The organism is Azonexus sp. GW821-FHT04F04 (genome assembly GCF_059420025.1).
This window is the reverse complement of the sequence record NZ_JBWKSX010000004.1, coordinates 373,685-391,716: the sequence shown is the minus strand read 5'-3', so window position 1 is coordinate 391,716 and position 18,032 is coordinate 373,685. Positions and strand designations below refer to the sequence as shown.

The 18,032-nt window shown below is 60.2% G+C and carries 16 protein-coding genes; 8 read left to right on the top strand and 8 right to left on the bottom strand.

Annotation, left to right across the window (positions count from 1 at the left end; all coding sequences use genetic code 11):
- Positions 1 to 72: 72 nt before the first annotated feature.
- Genes AC07TV_RS11240 through AC07TV_RS11225 form a run of 4 tightly spaced genes read right to left on the bottom strand, consistent with a single transcriptional unit; the run spans position 73 to position 1,694 of the window.
- Positions 73 to 339 (bottom strand): DUF2164 domain-containing protein, encoded by a 267-nt coding sequence (locus AC07TV_RS11240; RefSeq protein ID WP_494648439.1) that lies wholly within the window; start codon positions 337 to 339, stop codon positions 73 to 75.
- A complete protein-coding gene (locus tag AC07TV_RS11235) occupies positions 336 to 866 on the bottom strand; it encodes a low molecular weight protein-tyrosine-phosphatase (protein ID WP_494648438.1) in 531 nt (176 codons plus the stop codon). The genes AC07TV_RS11240 and AC07TV_RS11235 overlap by 4 nt, the downstream gene beginning before the upstream one ends.
- A 14-nt stretch (positions 867 to 880) precedes the next feature.
- On the bottom strand, positions 881 to 1,240 hold the full coding sequence (locus tag AC07TV_RS11230; RefSeq protein ID WP_494648437.1) for a hypothetical protein: 360 nt from the start codon (positions 1,238 to 1,240) through the stop codon (positions 881 to 883).
- A 31-nt stretch (positions 1,241 to 1,271) separates the two neighbouring features.
- Positions 1,272 to 1,694, bottom strand: coding sequence for a hypothetical protein (locus tag AC07TV_RS11225; RefSeq protein WP_494648436.1), 423 nt, complete (start codon positions 1,692 to 1,694; stop codon positions 1,272 to 1,274).
- A gap of 231 nt (positions 1,695 to 1,925) precedes the next feature.
- Between AC07TV_RS11225 and AC07TV_RS11220 the strand changes: the two genes are divergently transcribed.
- On the top strand, positions 1,926 to 2,684 hold the full coding sequence (locus tag AC07TV_RS11220; protein WP_494648435.1) for a TerC family protein: 759 nt from the start codon (positions 1,926 to 1,928) through the stop codon (positions 2,682 to 2,684).
- 4 nt (positions 2,685 to 2,688) lie between these two features.
- Here AC07TV_RS11220 and AC07TV_RS11215 read toward each other — a convergent pair whose 3' ends face one another.
- Positions 2,689 to 3,246, bottom strand: a complete 558-nt coding sequence (locus AC07TV_RS11215; protein WP_494648434.1) for a DUF1439 domain-containing protein — start codon at positions 3,244 to 3,246, stop codon at positions 2,689 to 2,691.
- A gap of 9 nt (positions 3,247 to 3,255) precedes the next feature.
- Complete coding sequence (locus AC07TV_RS11210) at positions 3,256 to 4,281, bottom strand: AraC family transcriptional regulator (protein WP_494648433.1); 1,026 nt, start codon at positions 4,279 to 4,281, stop codon at positions 3,256 to 3,258.
- Positions 4,282 to 4,476: 195 nt separating this feature from the next.
- Between AC07TV_RS11210 and icmF the strand changes: the two genes are divergently transcribed.
- Positions 4,477 to 7,740 (top strand): fused isobutyryl-CoA mutase/GTPase IcmF, encoded by a 3,264-nt coding sequence (gene icmF / locus AC07TV_RS11205; RefSeq protein WP_494648432.1) that lies wholly within the window; start codon positions 4,477 to 4,479, stop codon positions 7,738 to 7,740.
- Between the two features lie 168 nt (positions 7,741 to 7,908).
- Here icmF and AC07TV_RS11200 read toward each other — a convergent pair whose 3' ends face one another.
- Both AC07TV_RS11200 and AC07TV_RS11195 read right to left on the bottom strand, forming a co-directional pair.
- Positions 7,909 to 9,822, bottom strand: a complete 1,914-nt coding sequence (locus AC07TV_RS11200) for a PP2C family protein-serine/threonine phosphatase (RefSeq protein WP_494648431.1) — start codon at positions 9,820 to 9,822, stop codon at positions 7,909 to 7,911.
- 213 nt (positions 9,823 to 10,035) lie between these two features.
- Entirely contained in the window at positions 10,036 to 10,710 is a 675-nt protein-coding gene (locus AC07TV_RS11195) for a Crp/Fnr family transcriptional regulator (protein WP_494648430.1), read from the bottom strand.
- Between the two features lie 176 nt (positions 10,711 to 10,886).
- Here AC07TV_RS11195 and AC07TV_RS11190 point away from each other — a divergent pair, with 176 nt between their 5' ends.
- From AC07TV_RS11190 to AC07TV_RS11165, 6 genes are all read left to right on the top strand, one after another.
- Positions 10,887 to 12,854 (top strand): AMP-dependent synthetase/ligase, encoded by a 1,968-nt coding sequence (locus tag AC07TV_RS11190; protein ID WP_494648429.1) that lies wholly within the window; start codon positions 10,887 to 10,889, stop codon positions 12,852 to 12,854.
- 1 nt (position 12,855) lies between these two features.
- Positions 12,856 to 13,638 (top strand): ABC transporter ATP-binding protein, encoded by a 783-nt coding sequence (locus AC07TV_RS11185; protein ID WP_226496936.1) that lies wholly within the window; start codon positions 12,856 to 12,858, stop codon positions 13,636 to 13,638.
- A gap of 12 nt (positions 13,639 to 13,650) precedes the next feature.
- Positions 13,651 to 14,565: a branched-chain amino acid ABC transporter permease gene (locus tag AC07TV_RS11180; RefSeq protein ID WP_494648428.1), complete on the top strand. Its 915-nt coding sequence runs from the start codon at positions 13,651 to 13,653 to the stop codon at positions 14,563 to 14,565.
- Between the two features lie 11 nt (positions 14,566 to 14,576).
- Entirely contained in the window at positions 14,577 to 15,653 is a 1,077-nt protein-coding gene (locus AC07TV_RS11175) for a branched-chain amino acid ABC transporter permease (RefSeq protein ID WP_494648427.1), read from the top strand.
- Between the two features lie 63 nt (positions 15,654 to 15,716).
- Positions 15,717 to 17,039, top strand: coding sequence for an ABC transporter substrate-binding protein (locus tag AC07TV_RS11170; protein WP_494648426.1), 1,323 nt, complete (start codon positions 15,717 to 15,719; stop codon positions 17,037 to 17,039).
- Positions 17,040 to 17,109: 70 nt separating this feature from the next.
- Complete coding sequence (locus tag AC07TV_RS11165) at positions 17,110 to 17,940, top strand: ABC transporter ATP-binding protein (RefSeq protein ID WP_494648425.1); 831 nt, start codon at positions 17,110 to 17,112, stop codon at positions 17,938 to 17,940.
- The last annotated feature ends 92 nt before the right edge of the window (positions 17,941 to 18,032 follow it).

Sequence of the window (18,032 nt, the reverse complement as noted above, 5' to 3'; positions counted from 1 at the left end):
CAATTTGTTTCGTTGCTGATTCCAGAGGCGATCACATTGTGATGCGGGTATTCGGGGCCGGGGCGGTGCTGCTCATTTCCGCTTTCGCGAAGAGCCTTGCCAGTACTGGAACTCCGGTTCATGGACCTCGATGTCCAGATCGAGGATTTGGGCCTGCAAGCGCCTTTGCACATCGGCCACAGCCTGGTTGTAAACGATCGGTGCAATCTCTTTCAGAAAAAATCCGAGCAGGGCGCCAGCCCCCAGGTTGCCGATTTCCTCATCCATGTTTTCTTCGAAGTAGCGCTGGATGGAAGTAATGGCAGCCGCACTGGCCTCCCTGGAAATTTCGATGCTCATCGTTGCGGTATCCATTTTTGTGACTCAAATGTCTTGCTCGTGGCCGGCTCCAGCTGTCGCGTGAGCTCATCGACCAAGCCGCTGACGGCATCCTCAATCATGTCGAGAACCAGCTCGAAGCGTCCACCGAGGGTCAGGTAGGGATCGGGAACCTCGTCTTCGGTAAAGCGTCTGGCGTAGTCCATCACCAACCTGATCCGCATCAGTTGCTCTTCGGTCGCCATGCGTCGCAGGTTGTACAGATTGGTCCGGTCCATGGCCAGGATCAGGTCAAAATAGTCCAGATCCTGCCAGCCAATACGCCGGGCGCGGATTTGCGACAGGTCATAGCCCTTCACCCGCGCCACCCGCTGGCTGTTGCTGTCGCAAGCCTCGCCGACGCGATAGCCGTGGGTGCCGGCAGAACACACCTCGATCCGGTCGGCCAGGCCATTTTGCTCGATCAAGTGGTGCAGTATCGCCTCGGCCGTCGGCGAGCGACAGACGTTGCTCATGCAGACACAGAGGATGCGGAAAGGCGTTTTCATCGGCCCGCTGAGTGCTACTTCAGGTTTCTTTCGCGCACGATGGGTGGCACGAATTTCACCGAAAACCGCCAGCCTTCCGGGGTGGCTTTGAGGATCAGGGATTTCGACTTGGCCCCGGCGTCGAAGGCTGGTTCATCGCCGAGCAGTTCGATGGCACCAATGCCCTTGATGACGCAGGCGCCGGGAAGGGTGACGAAAGCCGATTCGGCGGCGACCAGAACGAATTGCCCCTCGCGCGATTCCGAACACGACAACCCTTTCGGCACGGCGGACGGATTTTCTTTCCAGGCCAGGCGCAGCGTTTCCAGGGCGGAGCCGAGTTCGTCGGTGATTTTTGCGGCGAGGGTGACTTCACGTGACTTGGCGTGGTTCATTTGATTCTCCGGGGTTTCTGGGCGGTGCCGATCAAAGCCACGACAACCAGCGGCCAAGTCCCAGCATCAGGAGTATCGGCAGGTAGGGAAAGGCGACGGTCGGACGCGCGGCGCTGATCAGGTAACCGCGGAGCAGGGCGCCACCGCCCGGGCGACTGGCCAGCCAGTCGGTATGAAGTTGCATGGCGGATGGCGTCGGGTTCGATTGAGCGAGGAGTGCCTCGACACTGAGCAGGCGATCGCCCAGCCGCGACTGGTAAGTTTTGAAAATGCCTTCCTGAATCCAGCAGATCGCGACCGTGAAGGCAATCCAGGTCAGCGCCAATCCGCTGGCCAGTCCGGCCAGGCACAAGGCCAGGCTGGCCAGCTTGATGAACAGGGCGTGTTGTTCGTGCTGTTCGTGATTGTCCTGCAGGGTTTGCCATTCCTTACCCAGTAAGGTCGAGCTCTCCATCGGTTTTCTCCTTTGTCGCCGGCGCTGCTCAGTCTACAAGGATAGCCGCTACCGCAGCGAATGCACAAAAAATGCATTGGGAATATTTCTGGATTGGTGGGAAGAAGCATTCTTTGAGGAACTGGTTTGTATGCTTCGGTTTTTTCGAAGGGTTGGTGATGGTCAGCGGGGTGGCTTGAATGCGCCGGGCTTCCTACAATGGGCGCCTGATCTTTTGCCTGGCTATTTACCATGCTCGAATTCCTGCTCTCCCCCGAAATCTGGATCGCCTTCTTCACGCTGACGGCTCTGGAATTGGTGCTTGGCATCGACAACATCATTTTCATTTCCATTCTGGTCGACAAGCTGCCCAGGGAAAAACAGGAACTGGCGCGTCGCATCGGCCTGTTTCTTGCCATGTTCATGCGTATCGGGCTATTGCTGCTGCTGTCGTGGATCGTCGGCCTGACCGAGCCGGTGCTGACGCTGTTCGGCTTTGGTATTTCCGGACGTGACATGATCCTGATTGCCGGTGGTCTGTTCCTGATCTGGAAGAGTACTGGTGAGGTTCACCAGTTGCTCGAAGGCGAGGAGGGCGAGGCTTCTAGCAAGGTGGCCTCCAGTTTTGCCGGTGTCATCGCCCAGATTATCGTGATCGACCTGGTTTTTTCGCTCGACTCGATCATCACGGCGGTCGGCATGGTCAGCGAAGTCGGCGTGATGATCGCTGCCGTTGTTGCCTCGGTCGGCTTGATGATGCTGTTTGCCCGCTCGATCGGCGAATTCGTCTCGAACCACCCGACGATCAAGATGCTGGCGCTGTCATTCCTGGTCGTTGTCGGCGTCGTGCTGATTGCCGATGGTTTCGGTCACCATGTGCCGAAGGGCTACATCTACTTTGCCATGGCGTTCTCGGTCGGTGTGGAGATGCTCAACATCCGTTTGCGCAAGAAGATAGTCAAGCCGGTTGACCTGCGCGAGCCGTACGCCCGGGAGTTTGGATCGGACTGAGCGTTCAGACCGGCGACAGGATGGCGACGACGCGGCCGGGCTCGATGCGGATCGAGCGGAGTAGCCAGCGGGCCGCCTTTTCCTGGGCGGTGCCGTCTTCGCGCAGGACGTATACCGGCTTCGAGCGGAAATAGTTGGTCATCAACTGGGTAGCGGCCTGACGGGCCATTGGCTCCGATTCGCGGCCAATGGCTTGCGACTGGACGGTATGGGCGACGGGGTTTTCGAGGAAAAAAGCCTTGGCGTTGTCGTCGTAGCGAATGCCCGAGGTGCCTTCGAAAGCGACCGGCACGGGCGGGCTGCCGAGCAGTGAGACATTGATGCGGGCGGACAGCGTGGTCTTGCCCTCCGGCGTGCCGAGCAGGATTCTGGGCGGCTCGATCAGTGACACGACAATCAGACCGTTGCCGTAGCTTTTCTGCATCGTGCCGCTTTTTTCGACTTGCGTCTGGATGTCGGCTTCGGAAAAGTAGATTTCGCGTTCGAGAAAACCGACGCTCCAGGCTAGCGTGCAGGCCATGAGCGCCAGCGCGGCCAATGCGGATTTGAGTTTGATGGTCATGCTTTTCCTTCAGTTCGTTCCGGGCGGTTTGTCGGCCCATTTGCGCCGATAGTGTACCGGCGCCATGCCCGTCCATTCGACAAAGGCCCGGTAAAAAGCCGAGCTGTCGGCGTAGCCGAGATCGGCGGCGACCTTGGTGATCGGATCGTCGGTCTTGGTCAGCCGGGCCAGTGCCATGTCGCGGCGCAGGGCATCCTTGATGGCGCGAAAGCTCGAGCCTTCTTCTTCGAGTCGGCGGTGGATGGTCCGTGGTGACAGATAAAGGCGGTCAGCGATGTCGTCCAGGCTCAGCGTTTCGGGTAGCGCGGTGCGCAGCAGGTCGCGGACGCGGATGACCATTTCGCGGTCGCGCCGGTAAAGCGTGGTGATCTTGCCCGGGGCGCCCTCCAAGAAGGCGGTGAGCGCGGCTTCGTCGCGGCGGATGGGGAGGTCGAGCAGGTTGGCGTTGAAGCTGGCGACCAGCGTGCCGGTGCCGCCGGGAACGGTCGGTGCGAAACGCGAATCCTCGGTGAAGATCAGCGCGTAGTCGGCGAAGTGGGGCGGCTTGCGGTAGGGAAAGATGACGCTGTCCAGCCCGATGCCGCGCCCGGCCAGCCAGCATGACAGGCCGTGCAGCAGGCGGAGCAGCCACTCGAAGGCGAAGACGCGGCCGGGGTCGTCGGTGTGCTCGGCCAGCTTGCGGGTTTCGGAAATGACCAATTCGGCATGGCCGTGCGAGCGGCGTACGCTGACCGCCAGGTCGGGCAGCACGATGTGCAGGAAACGGCTAGCCCGGGCCAGCGCTTCGGCCAATGTCGGGGCGCTGATGCAGGCGCGGCAGAGGAATTCGAAGCTGCCGACGCGCATCGGCTGGGCGAACAGGCCGAAGCCTTCGTCGTCGAGCTGGTGGTTGAGCCGGTTGTACAGAGCGGCGTAACTTTCGACTGGAATCCGGCTGGCGGTGTCTGCAATGTCAATGTTGGTGGCCGCCAGAAGTGGTGCGGGGTCAATGTTTCGACGCATCAGGCCGGCCAGCATTCCGGTAACAAATCCCATGGCAACAGAGGTTTGCGTTCTATTGGTGAGCGGTGATGGGGTGGGTGATTTCAATTTTGGTCATTTTTTCCGGTTGACCGTAGCACTGTATCACCTTGGCGGAATTTGCACGATTGTCGTCATTCGCGACAATGGCAGCGGCGTCAAAGGGGCATACCATGGGCGCCTTTCCATCTTTTCGATGAGGCTGGCGTCATGACCGATCTTTCCGTTGCCAAGAAGCTTTCTCCGTACAAGCCCAAGCACAAGGTACGTTTCGTTACCGCCGCCTCGCTGTTTGACGGGCACGACGCCTCGATCAACATCATGCGCCGCATCCTGCAGTCGACTGGTTCCGAAGTGATTCACCTCGGCCACAACCGTTCGGTGCAGGAAATCGTCAATGCCGCGCTGCAGGAAGATGTGCAGGGCATCTGCATCACGTCGTATCAGGGCGGCCACGTCGAGTTCTTCAAGTACATGATCGACCTGCTTAAAGCCAACGGCGGCGCCAATATCAAGGTTTTCGGCGGCGGTGGCGGGGTGATCGTGCCGTCTGAAATCAAGGAACTGCATGCCTACGGCGTGACCCGCATCTACGCGCCGGAAGACGGCGTGCACATGGGTTTGCAGGGCATGATCAACGAGGTCGTGCAGAACGCTGACTTCGACGTGGCCGATGAAGGTGTGCCGAGTGTCGAGCAGGCGCTGGCCGGTTTGCAGGCGGGCGACAAGCGCTTGCTGGCACGCATCATCACGCTGCTCGAAAACGGCGAAGCGCCGGCTCTCAAGGAGCCGCTGCTCAAGGCGGCAGCTGCTCTGGAAACGCCGGTTCTCGGCATCACCGGCACTGGCGGTGCCGGCAAGTCCTCGCTGACTGATGAAATCGTCCGTCGTTTCCGCCTCGACCAGGGCGACACCGTCAAGATCGGCCTGATTTCCATTGACCCGTCGCGCAAGCGGACCGGTGGGGCATTGCTCGGCGACCGCATCCGCATGAACGCCATCGAACACCCGAACATCTTCATGCGTTCGCTGGCCACCCGCGATACCGGTTCCGAAATTTCGGTTGCGTTGCCGGAAGTCATCGCCGCCTGCAAGCTGGCCGGCTTTGATCTGGTCATTGTCGAAACCTCCGGCATCGGGCAAGGCAACGCGGCCATCGTGCCTTTCGTTGATCTGTCGCTATATGTCATGACCCCTGAGTTTGGCGCCGCCTCGCAGCTCGAAAAGATCGACATGCTCGACTTTGCCGATTTCGTGGCCATCAACAAGTTCGACCGCAAGGGCGCCGAGGATGCGCTGCGCGATGTGCGCAAGCAATATCAGCGCAACCGCGAAGCCTTCACCACGCCGACCGATGACATGCCGGTGTTCGGCACCCAGGCCGCCCGTTTCAACGACGACGGCGTGACCGCGCTGTATCAGGCGCTGGTCCCGGCCCTCACCGAAAAAGGTTTGAAATTGCAGGCGGGCAAGCTGCCGCTCGTGACTGTAAAACAGTCGTCGACCCAGCGCGCCATCGTGCCGGCCCAGCGCGTGCGCTATCTGGCCGAGATCGCCGACAGCGTGCGTGGCTATCACGCGCATACCGAAGAGCAGGTGAAGATTGCCCGCGAACGCCAGTCGCTGCGCATCTCGAAGGGCATTTTTGCCGCCTGCGACAAGTCGACCGCAGACTTTGACGAAATGGCCGCCTTCAAGGACAGCCAGCAGGATCCGAAGGCCAAAAAGCTGCTCGACATGTGGCCGGCTACCGTTGAGGCCTATGCCGGCGACGAATACGTCGTAAAAATCCGCGACAAGGAAATCCGTACCAAGCTGGTGTCGGAATCGCTGTCCGGCACCAAGATCAGGAAGGTCATCCTGCCCAAGTTCGGCGACGATGGCGAAACGCTCCGCTTCCTGATGCGCGAGAACGTGCCCGGCTCCTTTCCCTACACCGCCGGCGTCTTCGCCTTCAAGCGCGAAGGTGAAGATCCGACCCGGATGTTTGCCGGCGAAGGTGACGCCTTCCGCACCAATCGCCGCTTCAAGCGCGTGTCCGAAGGCATGCCGGCGCACCGTTTGTCGACGGCTTTCGACTCGGTGACCCTGTACGGCTGCGACCCGGACGAGCGCCCCGACATCTACGGCAAGATCGGCAATTCCGGCGTATCCATCGCCACGCTCGATGACCTCAAGGTGCTCTACGACGGCTTCGACCTGCTCGCCCCGACCACCTCGGTGTCGATGACCATCAACGGCCCGGCGCCGATCATCCTGGCCTGTTTCTTCAACACCGCCATTGACCAGCAGATGGCCAAGTTTGAGAAAGACAACGGCCGCCAGCCGACCGAAGACGAAGCCGAGAAGATCCGCGAATGGACGTTGTCCACCGTGCGCGGCACCGTGCAGGCCGACATCCTGAAGGAAGACCAGGGCCAGAACACCTGCATCTTCAGCACCGAATTCGCGCTGAAGATGATGGGCGACATCCAGGAATTCTTCGTCCATAACCAGGTGCAGAATTTCTACTCGGTGTCGATCTCCGGCTATCACATCGCTGAAGCCGGGGCCAACCCGATCAGCCAGCTTGCCTTCACGCTCTCGAACGGCTTCACCTACGTCGAGAGCTACCTGGCGCGCGGCATGAAGATAGACGACTTCGCGCCCAACCTGTCCTTCTTCTTCTCCAACGGCATGGACCCGGAATACTCGGTGATCGGCCGCGTCGCCCGCCGCATCTGGGCCGTCGCCATGAAGAACAAGTACGGCGCCAACGAGCGCAGCCAGAAGCTCAAGTACCACATCCAGACTTCCGGCCGCTCGCTGCACGCCCAGGAAATGGACTTCAACGACATCCGCACCACGCTGCAGGCGCTGATCGCCATCTACGACAACTGCAACAGCCTGCACACCAACGCTTACGACGAAGCGATCACGACGCCGACCGAGGAAAGCGTGCGTCGCGCCATGGCCATCCAGCTGATCATCAACCGCGAATGGGGTGTCGCCAAGAACGAAAACCCGAACCAGGGCGCCTTCGTCATCGACGAACTGACCGACCTCGTCGAGGAAGCCGTGCTCAAGGAATTCGAAGCCATCGCCTCGCGCGGCGGTGTGCTCGGCGCCATGGAAACCGGCTACCAACGCGGCAAGATTCAGGAAGAGTCGATGTACTACGAGCACAAGAAGCACGACGGCTCGTACCCGATCATTGGCGTCAATACCTTCCTCAATCCGAAGGGCATGGCCCAGCAGGAAATCGAACTGGCTCGTTCGAGCGACGAAGAAAAGCAGTCGCAGATCAAGCGTCTGCGCGACTTCCAGACCCGCCATGCGGCCACGGCGCCAGCCATGCTGGAAAAGCTCAAGCAGACCGTGATCGAAGATGGCAACGTCTTCGCTGTGCTGGTCGATGCTGTGAAATGCTGTTCGCTCGGCCAGATCAGCTCGGCGCTCTACGAAGTCGGGGGCCAGTACCGGCGCAGCATGTAAGGAACGCCCCGGAAGGGGAGCAGCGATCCGAACCCGAAAGGGCGGAGGAGAATAAAGGACGGCGGGGCTATGTACCCCGCCGTTTTTCATTCGTACCCGCCGGGCGGGTGATTTCAATTTTGACCGTTTATTCCAGTTGACCGTCGCCAGTCTTGGTGAGAAAGAAACTCAGTTGCTGGTGCAACCATGCCAGCGCAGTACCAGAATGGTCAGGTCGTCGACCGGCAACTGTGCCGCTTCGAAGCTGCGAACGCTGATGCGCAGGGCTTCGGCACAGGTTGCCACGGGTGCTTGAGCGGATTGGGTGGCGAGTGAATGGAGCAGGCGCTCGGTGCCGAAGAAACTCTGGCCGTCGGTTGCTTCGGTGACCCCGTCGGTGAACAGGCAAAGCGTGTCGCCGGGCTCGAGTTGGCGGGTGACAGTCCGGAACGGATAATCAGGAACGCCACACATCGGTGGCCCAAGCGCCTCGCCCAGGTCGATTCGGGACAGCTCCCCGTGGCGGAGCAGCACCGGGGCATCGTGCCCGGCCGAGACGAAATTCAGCTCGCCGCTGACGATGTCGAGCACGGCAATGAAGGCGGTGACGAACAGCATTTCCGGATTGTTGCGGTCGAGTTCGTTGGCGACATCCCGTACTGCTTCGCCGAGATCCTTGCTTAGCCTCGCCATGCTGGCGGCCAGTGCCTTGGTCATGGCCATGAAGAGACTGGCCGGGACGCCCTTGCCGGAGACATCCGCCACCGCAAAGCAGATTCGGCGTTCGTCGAGCCGGAAGCATTCGTAATAGTCACCACCAACTTCGCGGGCAGGTTCGAGGATGGCTGCGATCGAAAAGCGGGTTTCGCCGGCAAAGCTGGTTGCCAGGTCGGGGAGTAGGCCCATCTGGATACGGCGCGCCGTATCGAGTTCGCCGGCCAGCCGTGCCGCCGCTTCGCGGGATGTCAGCAAATCGCGTTCCGCCTTCTGGCGCCGGCGTTCGGCGGTGATGTCCGAGCCGACGCCGCGCCAGCCGGTAAGCGTGCCTGCCGCGTCGGTCAGGGGCTTGCCGCTGAGAGACCACCAGGCGACTTCTCCGGACTGCTCGATTGGCACGACAATGTCACGAAACGGCGTAGCTGAATCAAGGGCGTCCTCAAGTTGCGTAAAGGCTTGCCGCCCCTCAGCGTCCGCCGACCCTTTCCGGCCGATCAGGGCGATCGACATCGGCTGCCCGTGCAGGGCGGCAACCGGCATGCCCAAGGTGCTGGCCAGTCGTGTCGAAATGTGGCGCAAACGGCCCTGGTCGTCGGTTTCCCATAGCCAGTCGCTGGCATCGTCCTCGAAATCGTTGAGCAATAGTCCGATAACCTCCTTTTGACGCGCCACTTCGCTCTCGGCAATCAGGCTCTTGACGAACAGGCGGGAGGTAATGAGCACCGAGGCAACGACCGAAATGCCGTAGAGGGCAAGGAGAACGACGAGATAGGCATAGGTCATGCCGTAGAGGATCAGCATGGTCAGCGCGCCGCCGCCACACATGGCCAGGCTCCACAGGCTGCCAGCCCAAGGCCAGCGCGCCGTGTGGAAGGCACCGTGGGCGATGGTCGCAGCAAAAAAAGCGGTGAGCAGTATCTGGCCGGTCATGTCGGTGCGGCCGAACAGATAGGCGAGCATGACTGCGAAAAGCAGGCCGGAAAGGGCAATCGAAGCAGTCAGCAGGCGAACGGCGCGGGCGCAGGCCTGAAGGTTGGTCGCGGATTTGTAGCGCTGCCAGACGAGCAGGCTGACGCCGGAACTGGCCCAGACAGCGGCGCACCAGCCGAGGAGCAGGCCCGGCGTGCTGTCTTGCCAGAAGATGGCGGCGTCGATGACCGAACAAACCATGCAGTCGAAGGCAGTGACGGGCATTTGCTGCAACAAGGCGCGGAACTGCCGGAAACGATGGGTTGCGGCGACGTCGGCAGGGGCATCCGGGTCACGCCAGCAGAAGGATAGTTTGCGCCAGCTGGACATCAGGCCGCTGGCGCTGAGCAGGGCGGTAAGGAGTCCCGAGTGGTCGGACAGTTTTTCCGCTGAAGGTGTGGCGTTTGAGTGGGGCACTGACGTTCGGACCTGGAGTTGGTGACAGGTTTAGTAACAGTCCATTAGGTTAGCCGGATTGGCAAGCTGAATACCGTCGACCATTTCACGCCTTGCCAAATGTCATGTCAGTTCGTGTCGCTACCCGGCGCGCCTTTTGGACCGTTGGCTGCAGTATCGGAGGAGCCTCGGGCCATTTCGATTTTGCCTAATTTTTCCGGTTGACCGTGGAATTCAGTCCCCGAAACTGCGCAGCCCGTCGAGATCGAGAATGTTGATGCCGCCGTACTCGCTGCGTACCAGCCCGGCGTCTTCGAGCACCTTGAGCGCCTGATTCGCCCGCTGTCTGGAAACCCCGGCCAGATAACCGAGTTCTTCCTGCGAAATCTGCAGCAGGCGGTTGGTGCCGGGGTAGAGCACGGGATTGAACAGCGCTGCGAGGCCACGCGCGATGCGGGCGTCGGTGTCGAGCATGCGCTCGTTTTCGATCATGCCGATGAACTGGCCGAGACGCTCGTTGAGCTGGGCGATCATGTAGCGGTTGAACGGAATGCTGTGGTCAAGCAGCCACAGAAAGGTGGCGCGGCTCATGAAGGCGACGCGCGTTTCGCGCAGGGCCATGACGTCGTAGCGGCGCGGCTCGCTCTTGAGCAGCGAACCTTCGCCAAACCAGCCGCCGCTGCTGATGCCGGTCAGCGAGGTGGTCTTGCCGGTAGTCCAGTGGCTGGCCATCTTGCCCAGGCCGTCGACGATGCCCATCCAGTAATCGACCGGCTCGCCCTTCATGCAGATGAAGGCGCCCGGCGCGAAGCTGCGTTCGAAGGTGCCGGCCAGTGCCTTGGCCATTTCCTCGGCGGTCAGCGATGGGCCCCAGACTGAGGTGCGAAGGAGTTCTTCGGCGTTTTTCAATTTATTTCCTGGATTGTCTGCCGGATGACAATTATACGGCGGGCAGATGCATACACTGGCTCGCAAAGTGAGAGACTGTCCGGGGGGCTGCAAGGTCTGTGTAAGCCTATCGTCCCCACAATGATTCAAACGAACGTTAGACCGCGAACAATGAGTCGCGGCGGAGGAGACTAAGAATGCCCACGCAGGCAAATTTCGCCGCGCTGGATGGTTTGCATACCTTCCCGCGGCTACTGTTTCATCACGCGAGCATCCGGCCGAATGCGCCGGCCATGCGCGAAAAATATCTCGGGATCTGGCAGACCTGGACTTGGGCTGACGTCGGCGAACGCGTTCGGGCGCTGGCTTGTGGCCTGGCTTCGCTCGGTTTCAAGCGCGGCGACAATCTGGCCATCATCGGTGACAACCGCCCGCATCTCTACATGATGATGACCGCCGCCCAGTGCCTCGGCGGCGTGCCGGTGCCGCTCTATCAGGACGCCGTGGCCAACGAGATGCTCTTCGTGCTGCAGGATGCCGGTATCCGCTTCGTCGTCGTCGAGGATCAGGAGCAGGTCGACAAGATGCTGGAAGTCAGCGATCAGGTCGGCACGCTCGAACACATCATCTACGACGACCCGCGCGGTATGCGGCACTACAGCCAGCCCTTCCTGCACGACATCCATGAACTCATGGAAATGGGCCGGATTCATGACCGCAACCATTCTGACTTTCTCAATGCCGAAGTCGAGCAGGGACATTTCGACGATGTGTCTGTCATGCTCTACACCTCGGGTACCACCGGCAAGCCGAAAGGCGTCTGCCAGACGCACGCTGCGTTCATCGCCGCGGCGCAGGGCGGGGTGCAGGTTGACAAGCTCGGCGCCGATGGCGACATCCTGTCTTATCTGCCCATGGCCTGGGTCGGCGATCACCTGTTCTCCTACGCCCAGGCGCTGGTCGCCGGTTTCACCATCAACTGCCCGGAATCGGGCGACACGGTGATGAGCGACCTGCGCGAAATCGGCCCGACCTGCTATTTCGCCCCGCCGCGCGTGTTCGAGAGTCTGCTGACCTCGGTCATGATCCGCATGGAAGACGCCGGCCAGATCAAACAGAAAATGTTCCACCACTTCATGGCCGTCGCCAAACGCTGCGGTTCGGACATTCTCGACGGCAAGTCGGTCGGCTTTGGCGATCGCTTGCAGTACTGGCTGGGCAATCTGCTGGTCTATGGCCCGCTGCGCAACGTCCTCGGCATGAGCCGCATCCGCGTTGCCTATACGGCCGGCGCAGCAATCGGCCCGGAACTGTTCCGCTTCTACCGTTCGATGGGCATCAACCTCAAGCAGTTTTATGGCCAGACCGAAACCTGTGCCTACGTCTGTATGCAGCCGGATGGTGCGATCAAGTTCGACTCCGTCGGTCAACCGGCCCCGGGCGTCGAAATCAAAATTGCCGACAACGGCGAAGTGCTGGTCAAGGGCCCGATGCTGCTCAAGGAATACTACAAGCGTCCGGACGCCACGGCCGAATCGCTCAATGCCGACGGCTATTTCATGACCGGCGACGCCGGCTTCCTCGACGAGGACGGCCACCTCAAGATCATTGACCGGGCCAAGGATGTCGGCAAACTCAAGAACGGTGCGATGTTCGCCCCGAACTACATCGAGAACAAACTCAAGTTCTTCCAGCACATCAAGGAAGTCGTCTGCTTTGGTCACGACCGCGACATGGTCACCGCCTTCGTCAATATCGACGTCGGTGCGGTCGGCAACTGGGCCGAGCGGCGCGGTATTTCGTATTCCGGTTACGCAGATCTGGCGAGCAAGCCGCAGGTGCTAGAACTGATCCGCGAGTGCGTCGAGCAGATCAACGCCGATCTGGTGCACGACAGCATGGTCGCCGATTCGCAAATTCATCGCTTCCTCGTCCTGCACAAGGAGCTGGACCCCGACGACGATGAGCTGACGCGGACGCGCAAGGTTCGCCGCAACTTCGTTGCCGAAAAATACAAGGTGCTGATCGACGCGCTCTATGAGGGCAAGGCCAATCAGTTCATCGAAACCGAGGTCAAGTTCGAGGATGGCCGGCGCGGCAAGGTGTCGGCCGACCTCCGGATCATCGATGCCAAGACCTTTCCGATCGTGAAGAAGGCTGCCTGATATGTCCAAAAAAATAGGCGACGTCATTCTCGACCTGCAGAACATTTCCCTGCGCTTCGGTGGCGTCAAGGCGCTGACCGACATTTCCTTCGATGTCCGCCAGCACGAAATCCGCGCCATCATCGGCCCGAACGGTGCTGGCAAGAGCTCGATGCTCAACGTCATCAACGGCGTTTACCACCCGCAGGAAGGCAAGATTTTCTGGCACGGCAATGAGCGCAAGCGCATGGAGCCACACATGGCGGCCCAGCAGAATATTGCCCGCACCTTCCAGAACATCGCTTTGTTCAAGGGCATGAGCGTGCTCGACAACATCATGACCGGGCGCATTACCAAGATGAAGGCCAATTTCATCGAGCATGCGCTGTGGTTCGGTCGGGCCCGGAAGGAAGAGCTGGAGCATCGCAAGAAGGTCGAGGAGGTGATCGACTTCCTGGAAATTCAGCACATCCGCAAGACACCGGTCGGCCGCTTGCCCTACGGCCTGCAAAAGCGCGTCGAACTTGGTCGCGCACTGGCTGCCGAGCCGTCGATGCTGCTCCTAGACGAGCCGATGGCCGGCATGAACGTCGAGGAAAAACAGGACATGTGCCGTTTCATCCTCGATGTGAACGACCAGTTCGGCACCACCATCGTGCTCATCGAGCACGATATGGGCGTCGTCATGGACATCTCCGACCGCGTCGTCGTGCTCGATTACGGCAAGAAGATCGGCGATGGCGTACCCGATGAAGTAAAGAACAACGAAGACGTCATCAAGGCGTACCTCGGTGCTGGCCATTAAGGAGCGGACGAGATGAATTTCTTTTTCGAAGTATTGATCGGTGGTCTGCTTTCCGGCGTCATGTACGCGCTGGTCGCCCTCGGTTTCGTGATGATCTACAAGGCCTCGGGCGTCTTCAACTTTGCCCAGGGCGCCATGGTTTACCTCGCCGCGCTGTCGGTCGTCGGCTGCATGGAAAAGGGCGCGCCGCTCTGGCTGGCGATCATTCTGGCTTTTGTCATCATGACCCTGTTCGGCATCGCCACCGAGAAGTTCGTGCTGCGCAAGCTGGTCAATCAGCCGCCGATTGCCTTGTTCATGGCCACCATCGGTCTGGCCTTCTTCATCGAAGGGCTGGCCCCGATGATTTTCGGCAGCGAGCCGCGGGCGCTCGAACTGGGCATCGTTGATGAGCCGATTCCATGGATTCTCGACAACTGGAACATGGTCATTTCCAAGTTCGACCTCGTCGCGGCCGGCGTTGCCGCCGTGCTCGTCGCCACGCTCGCCCTGTTCTTCCAATACACCCGCATCGGCCGTGCACTCCGCGCCGTGGCGGATGACCACCAGGCGGCACTGTCGATTGGCATTCCGCTGCAGAACATCTGGGCCATCGTCTGGGGCGTCGCCGGATTCGTCGCGCTGGTTGCCGGCATGATGTGGGGTGCTCGCAATGGTGTGCAGTTTGCGCTCACTTTCACCGCACTCAAGGCATTGCCGGTGTTGATCCTCGGCGGCTTCACCTCCGTGCCGGGGGCGATTGTCGGCGGCCTGATCATCGGCGCTTCGGAAAAGCTGGCTGAAATCTACATTCCGCCCGTCATGCAGGATCTGTTTGGCGGCAACTTCGGCGGCATCGAGGGCTGGTTCCCTTATGTGCTGGCGCTGCTATTCCTGCTCGTTCGTCCCGAAGGTCTCTTCGGCGAAAAACACATCGACCGGGTTTAAGGAGAATACACATGCTTTACCGTGAAGCCGGTCAATTCAAGACGACCTACGCCGCCGACCAACAGATCTTCCCGATTCGCCAAGACCGGATCGGAGTCATTGCGCTGCTTGTCGTCGCTTTCATCGGGGTGCCGCTTTTTGCCAGCGAATACTGGTTCTCGGCCATCCTGATTCCTTTCCTGATCTTCGCCCTGGCTGCCTTGGGGCTCAACGTTCTGACCGGTTATGCTGGCCAGCTCTCGCTCGGTTCGGCTGCCTTCATGGCGGTTGGTGCCTACGCCGCTTACAACTTTCAGTTGCGCGTCGAGGGCATCCCGATTCTGGTTTCCTTCATTTGTGCCGGGTTGACCGCAGCCGGTGTCGGCATCCTGTTCGGCCTGCCATCGCTACGCATCAAGGGCTTCTATCTGGCCGTGGCAACGCTGGCGGCGCAGTTCTTCATCGTCTGGTGCCTGACCAAGTTCCCGTGGCTGTCCAACAACTCGTCGTCCGGCGTGATTTCGACGCAGCGCCTGATCATCTTCGGCCATGAACTGACGACCCCGGTCGAAAAGTATCTGCTCGTCCTTTCCATCGTTGTCGTCATGGCGCTGGCTGCCAAGAACATGGTCCGCTCAGCTACGGGCCGGGCCTGGATGGCGGTCCGCGACATGGACGTGGCGGCGTCGGTGATCGGCATCAAGCTGATGCCGACCAAGCTGCTCGCCTTTGCCGTGAGTTCTTTCTACTGTGGCGTGGCTGGCGCGCTGTATGCCTTCTGCTACCTCGGCTCGGTCGAGCCGGACGGCTTCTCGCTCGAAATGTCCTTCAAGATTTTGTTCATGATCATCATCGGCGGTGTCGGTTCGATCATGGGCAGCTTCCTCGGCGCCGCCTTCATCCTGCTGCTGCCGATCTTTCTCGATATCGCCCTGCCGTTCTTCGCTGAACTGTTCGGGCTGCCGTTTTCCAGCGCTACCGTGTCGCACATCCAGATAACGGTGTTCGGTGCGCTGATCATGTTCTTCCTGATCGTCGAGCCGCACGGGCTGGCCCGTTTGTGGCAGATCGCCAAGGAGAAGCTGCGCTTGTGGCCGTTCCCGCATTAGGAATGACTGTGGTTCAAGCGGTGGGGCCCCGCCGCTTTTTGTAATAACTGGAGGAGACATTAAATGATCAAAAATTTCAAACCCGCTATTGCCGCCGCTGCGGTGTCCCTGGCCATGTTGTCGCAGATGGCCGTGGCTGCTGAAGAGCAGTTCTTTCCGCTGATCGACTACCGCGTCGGGCCCTATGGCTCGAACGGCCAGTCTTTCTACGGTGGCTTCATCGATTACCTCAACTATGTCAACATCAAGGAAAAGGGCGTCAATGGCGTCCAGATGACCTACGAAGAGTGCGAAACGGAATACAACAACGCCAAAGGCGTCGAGTGTTACGAGCGCCTGAAGGGCAAGGCCGCCAAGTCGGCCGGTCCGCTGCACACGATGTCGACGGGTATTTCCTACGCGCTGATCGACAAGTCGGCCCAGGACAAGCTGCCGCTGGCCATGATGGGCTACGGCCGCACCGACGCGGTTGATGGCTCGGTCTTCCCGTACGCCTTCCCGCTGGTCACGACTTACCAGATGCAGGCCTCGGCCATCGTCAAGTTCCTCAAGGACAAGAATGGCGGCAGCCTGGCTGGCAAGAAGATCGTTTATCTGTACCACGACTCGGCCTACGGCAAGGAAGCCATCATCGCGTTGAACGCCGAAGCGGCGCTCAACAAGTTTGAATTGGTGCAGATTCCGGTGGCCCACCCGGGTAACGAGCAGGGCGCCCAGTGGTTGAAGATTCGTCAGGAAAAGCCTGATTTCGTCATTTTCTGGGGCTGGGGCGTGATGAACCAGACGGCATTGAAGGCCGCCCAGAAGGTCGCTTTCCCGCGTGAAAAGATGATTGGTTCGTGGTGGACGGGTTCGGAAGAGGACGTGATTCCGGCCGGTGAAGCCGCCAAGGGCTACATGGCAGCGACGTGGAACGTCGCTGGCAAGCAGGTGCCGGTCATTGCCGACATCGAGAAGGTGGTCTACGGCGCCGGCAAGGGCAATCTGCAGGACAAGGCCAAGATCGGCACCATCCTCTACAACCGCGGTGTTTCTGCCGCCGTGCTGTCGGTCGAAGCCATCCGCAAGGGTCAGGAAAAGTACGGCAAGGGCAAGGCGCTGTCCGGCGAACAGACCCGCTGGGCGCTGGAAAACCTGAACATCAACGATGCTCGCCTGAAGGTACTCGGTGCTACTGACCTGCTGCCGGAAATCAAGACTTCCTGCGACAACCACGAAGGTTCCGGCAAGGTGAAGATCCAGCAGTGGGACGGCGCCAAGTGGGTACCGGTGTCCGGCTGGATCGAGGGGAACAAGGCGCTGATCCACCCGCTGTTCCAGGCTTCTGCCAAGCAGTACGCCAAGGAAAAGGGCATCACGCCGCGCGATTGTTCCAAGGAAAAATGAGACGGCAGGAGAAAGGAGTGGGGGCGCGAGCCCTCGCTCTTTCTCTCCGTCCCATGAATCGGAAACGCATATGACTACACACACAGCCGCTGCGGCGGGCGAAAACTACCTGAGCATCAACAACATCGAGGTCATCTACGACCACGTGATTCTGGTGCTCAAGGGTGTCTCGCTGAATGTACCGAAAGGCAAGATCGTCGCCTTGCTCGGGGCCAATGGCGCCGGGAAATCGACGACGCTGAAGGCGATTTCCAACCTGCTGCACGCCGAACGCGGCGATGTGACCAAGGGTTCGGTCGAATACAAGGGTGATCGCATCGATCAGCTGACGCCGAACGAGCTGGTCAAGCGCGGCGTCATCCAGGTCATGGAAGGGCGGCATTGCTTCGGCCACCTGACCATCGAGGAAAACCTGCTGACCGGGGCCTACACGCGCAGCATTTCGCGCGGTGAACTCAAGGACAGCCTCGAGAAGGTTTACCACTATTTCCCGCGGCTGAAGACGCGGCGCACCTCGCAGGCCGGCTATACCTCGGGCGGTGAGCAGCAGATGTGCGCCATCGGCCGGGCACTGATGGCCAAGCCGGAGATGATTCTGCTCGACGAGCCGTCGATGGGTCTGGCACCGCAGATTGTTGAAGAGATTTTCGAGATCGTGAAGGATCTGAACTCGCGGGAAAACGTGAGTTTCCTGCTGGCCGAGCAGAACACCATGGTCGCGTTGAGGTATGCGGACTTCGGGTACATCCTGGAGAACGGGCGGGTGGTGATGGAGGGGAATGCGGAGGATTTGCGGACGAATGAGGATGTGAAGGAGTTTTATCTGGGACTCTCCTCGGCCGGAAGAAAGTCCTTCAAAGACGTAAAACACTATCGCCGCCGCAAACGCTGGCTTTCCTGACGGTTGCAGTGCGCGTTCCATGGCGGCGTTGTCGGCCGGCCTCCGCCTTGCCCTGAAACGCTACTTTGCAACCGAGGACTATGCGCCTCGTG

Excerpts from the sequence above, each read along its gene's own strand:
- icmF (WP_494648432.1), top strand. The coding sequence starts at position 4,477 with ATGACCGATCTTTCCGTTGCCAAGAAGCTTTCTCCGTACAAGCCCAAG.
- AC07TV_RS11235 (WP_494648438.1), bottom strand. The coding sequence starts at position 866 with ATGAAAACGCCTTTCCGCATCCTCTGTGTCTGCATGAGCAACGTCTGT.
- AC07TV_RS11165 (WP_494648425.1), top strand. The coding sequence starts at position 17,110 with ATGACTACACACACAGCCGCTGCGGCGGGCGAAAACTACCTGAGCATC.
- AC07TV_RS11185 (WP_226496936.1), top strand. The coding sequence starts at position 12,856 with ATGTCCAAAAAAATAGGCGACGTCATTCTCGACCTGCAGAACATTTCC.
- AC07TV_RS11210 (WP_494648433.1), bottom strand. The coding sequence starts at position 4,281 with ATGGGATTTGTTACCGGAATGCTGGCCGGCCTGATGCGTCGAAACATT.
- AC07TV_RS11220 (WP_494648435.1), top strand. The coding sequence starts at position 1,926 with ATGCTCGAATTCCTGCTCTCCCCCGAAATCTGGATCGCCTTCTTCACG.
- AC07TV_RS11170 (WP_494648426.1), top strand. The coding sequence starts at position 15,717 with ATGATCAAAAATTTCAAACCCGCTATTGCCGCCGCTGCGGTGTCCCTG.
- AC07TV_RS11190 (WP_494648429.1), top strand. The coding sequence starts at position 10,887 with ATGCCCACGCAGGCAAATTTCGCCGCGCTGGATGGTTTGCATACCTTC.
- AC07TV_RS11230 (WP_494648437.1), bottom strand. The coding sequence starts at position 1,240 with ATGAACCACGCCAAGTCACGTGAAGTCACCCTCGCCGCAAAAATCACC.
- AC07TV_RS11215 (WP_494648434.1), bottom strand. The coding sequence starts at position 3,246 with ATGACCATCAAACTCAAATCCGCATTGGCCGCGCTGGCGCTCATGGCC.
- AC07TV_RS11225 (WP_494648436.1), bottom strand. The coding sequence starts at position 1,694 with ATGGAGAGCTCGACCTTACTGGGTAAGGAATGGCAAACCCTGCAGGAC.
- AC07TV_RS11240 (WP_494648439.1), bottom strand. The coding sequence starts at position 339 with ATGAGCATCGAAATTTCCAGGGAGGCCAGTGCGGCTGCCATTACTTCC.
- AC07TV_RS11175 (WP_494648427.1), top strand. The coding sequence starts at position 14,577 with ATGCTTTACCGTGAAGCCGGTCAATTCAAGACGACCTACGCCGCCGAC.
- AC07TV_RS11180 (WP_494648428.1), top strand. The coding sequence starts at position 13,651 with ATGAATTTCTTTTTCGAAGTATTGATCGGTGGTCTGCTTTCCGGCGTC.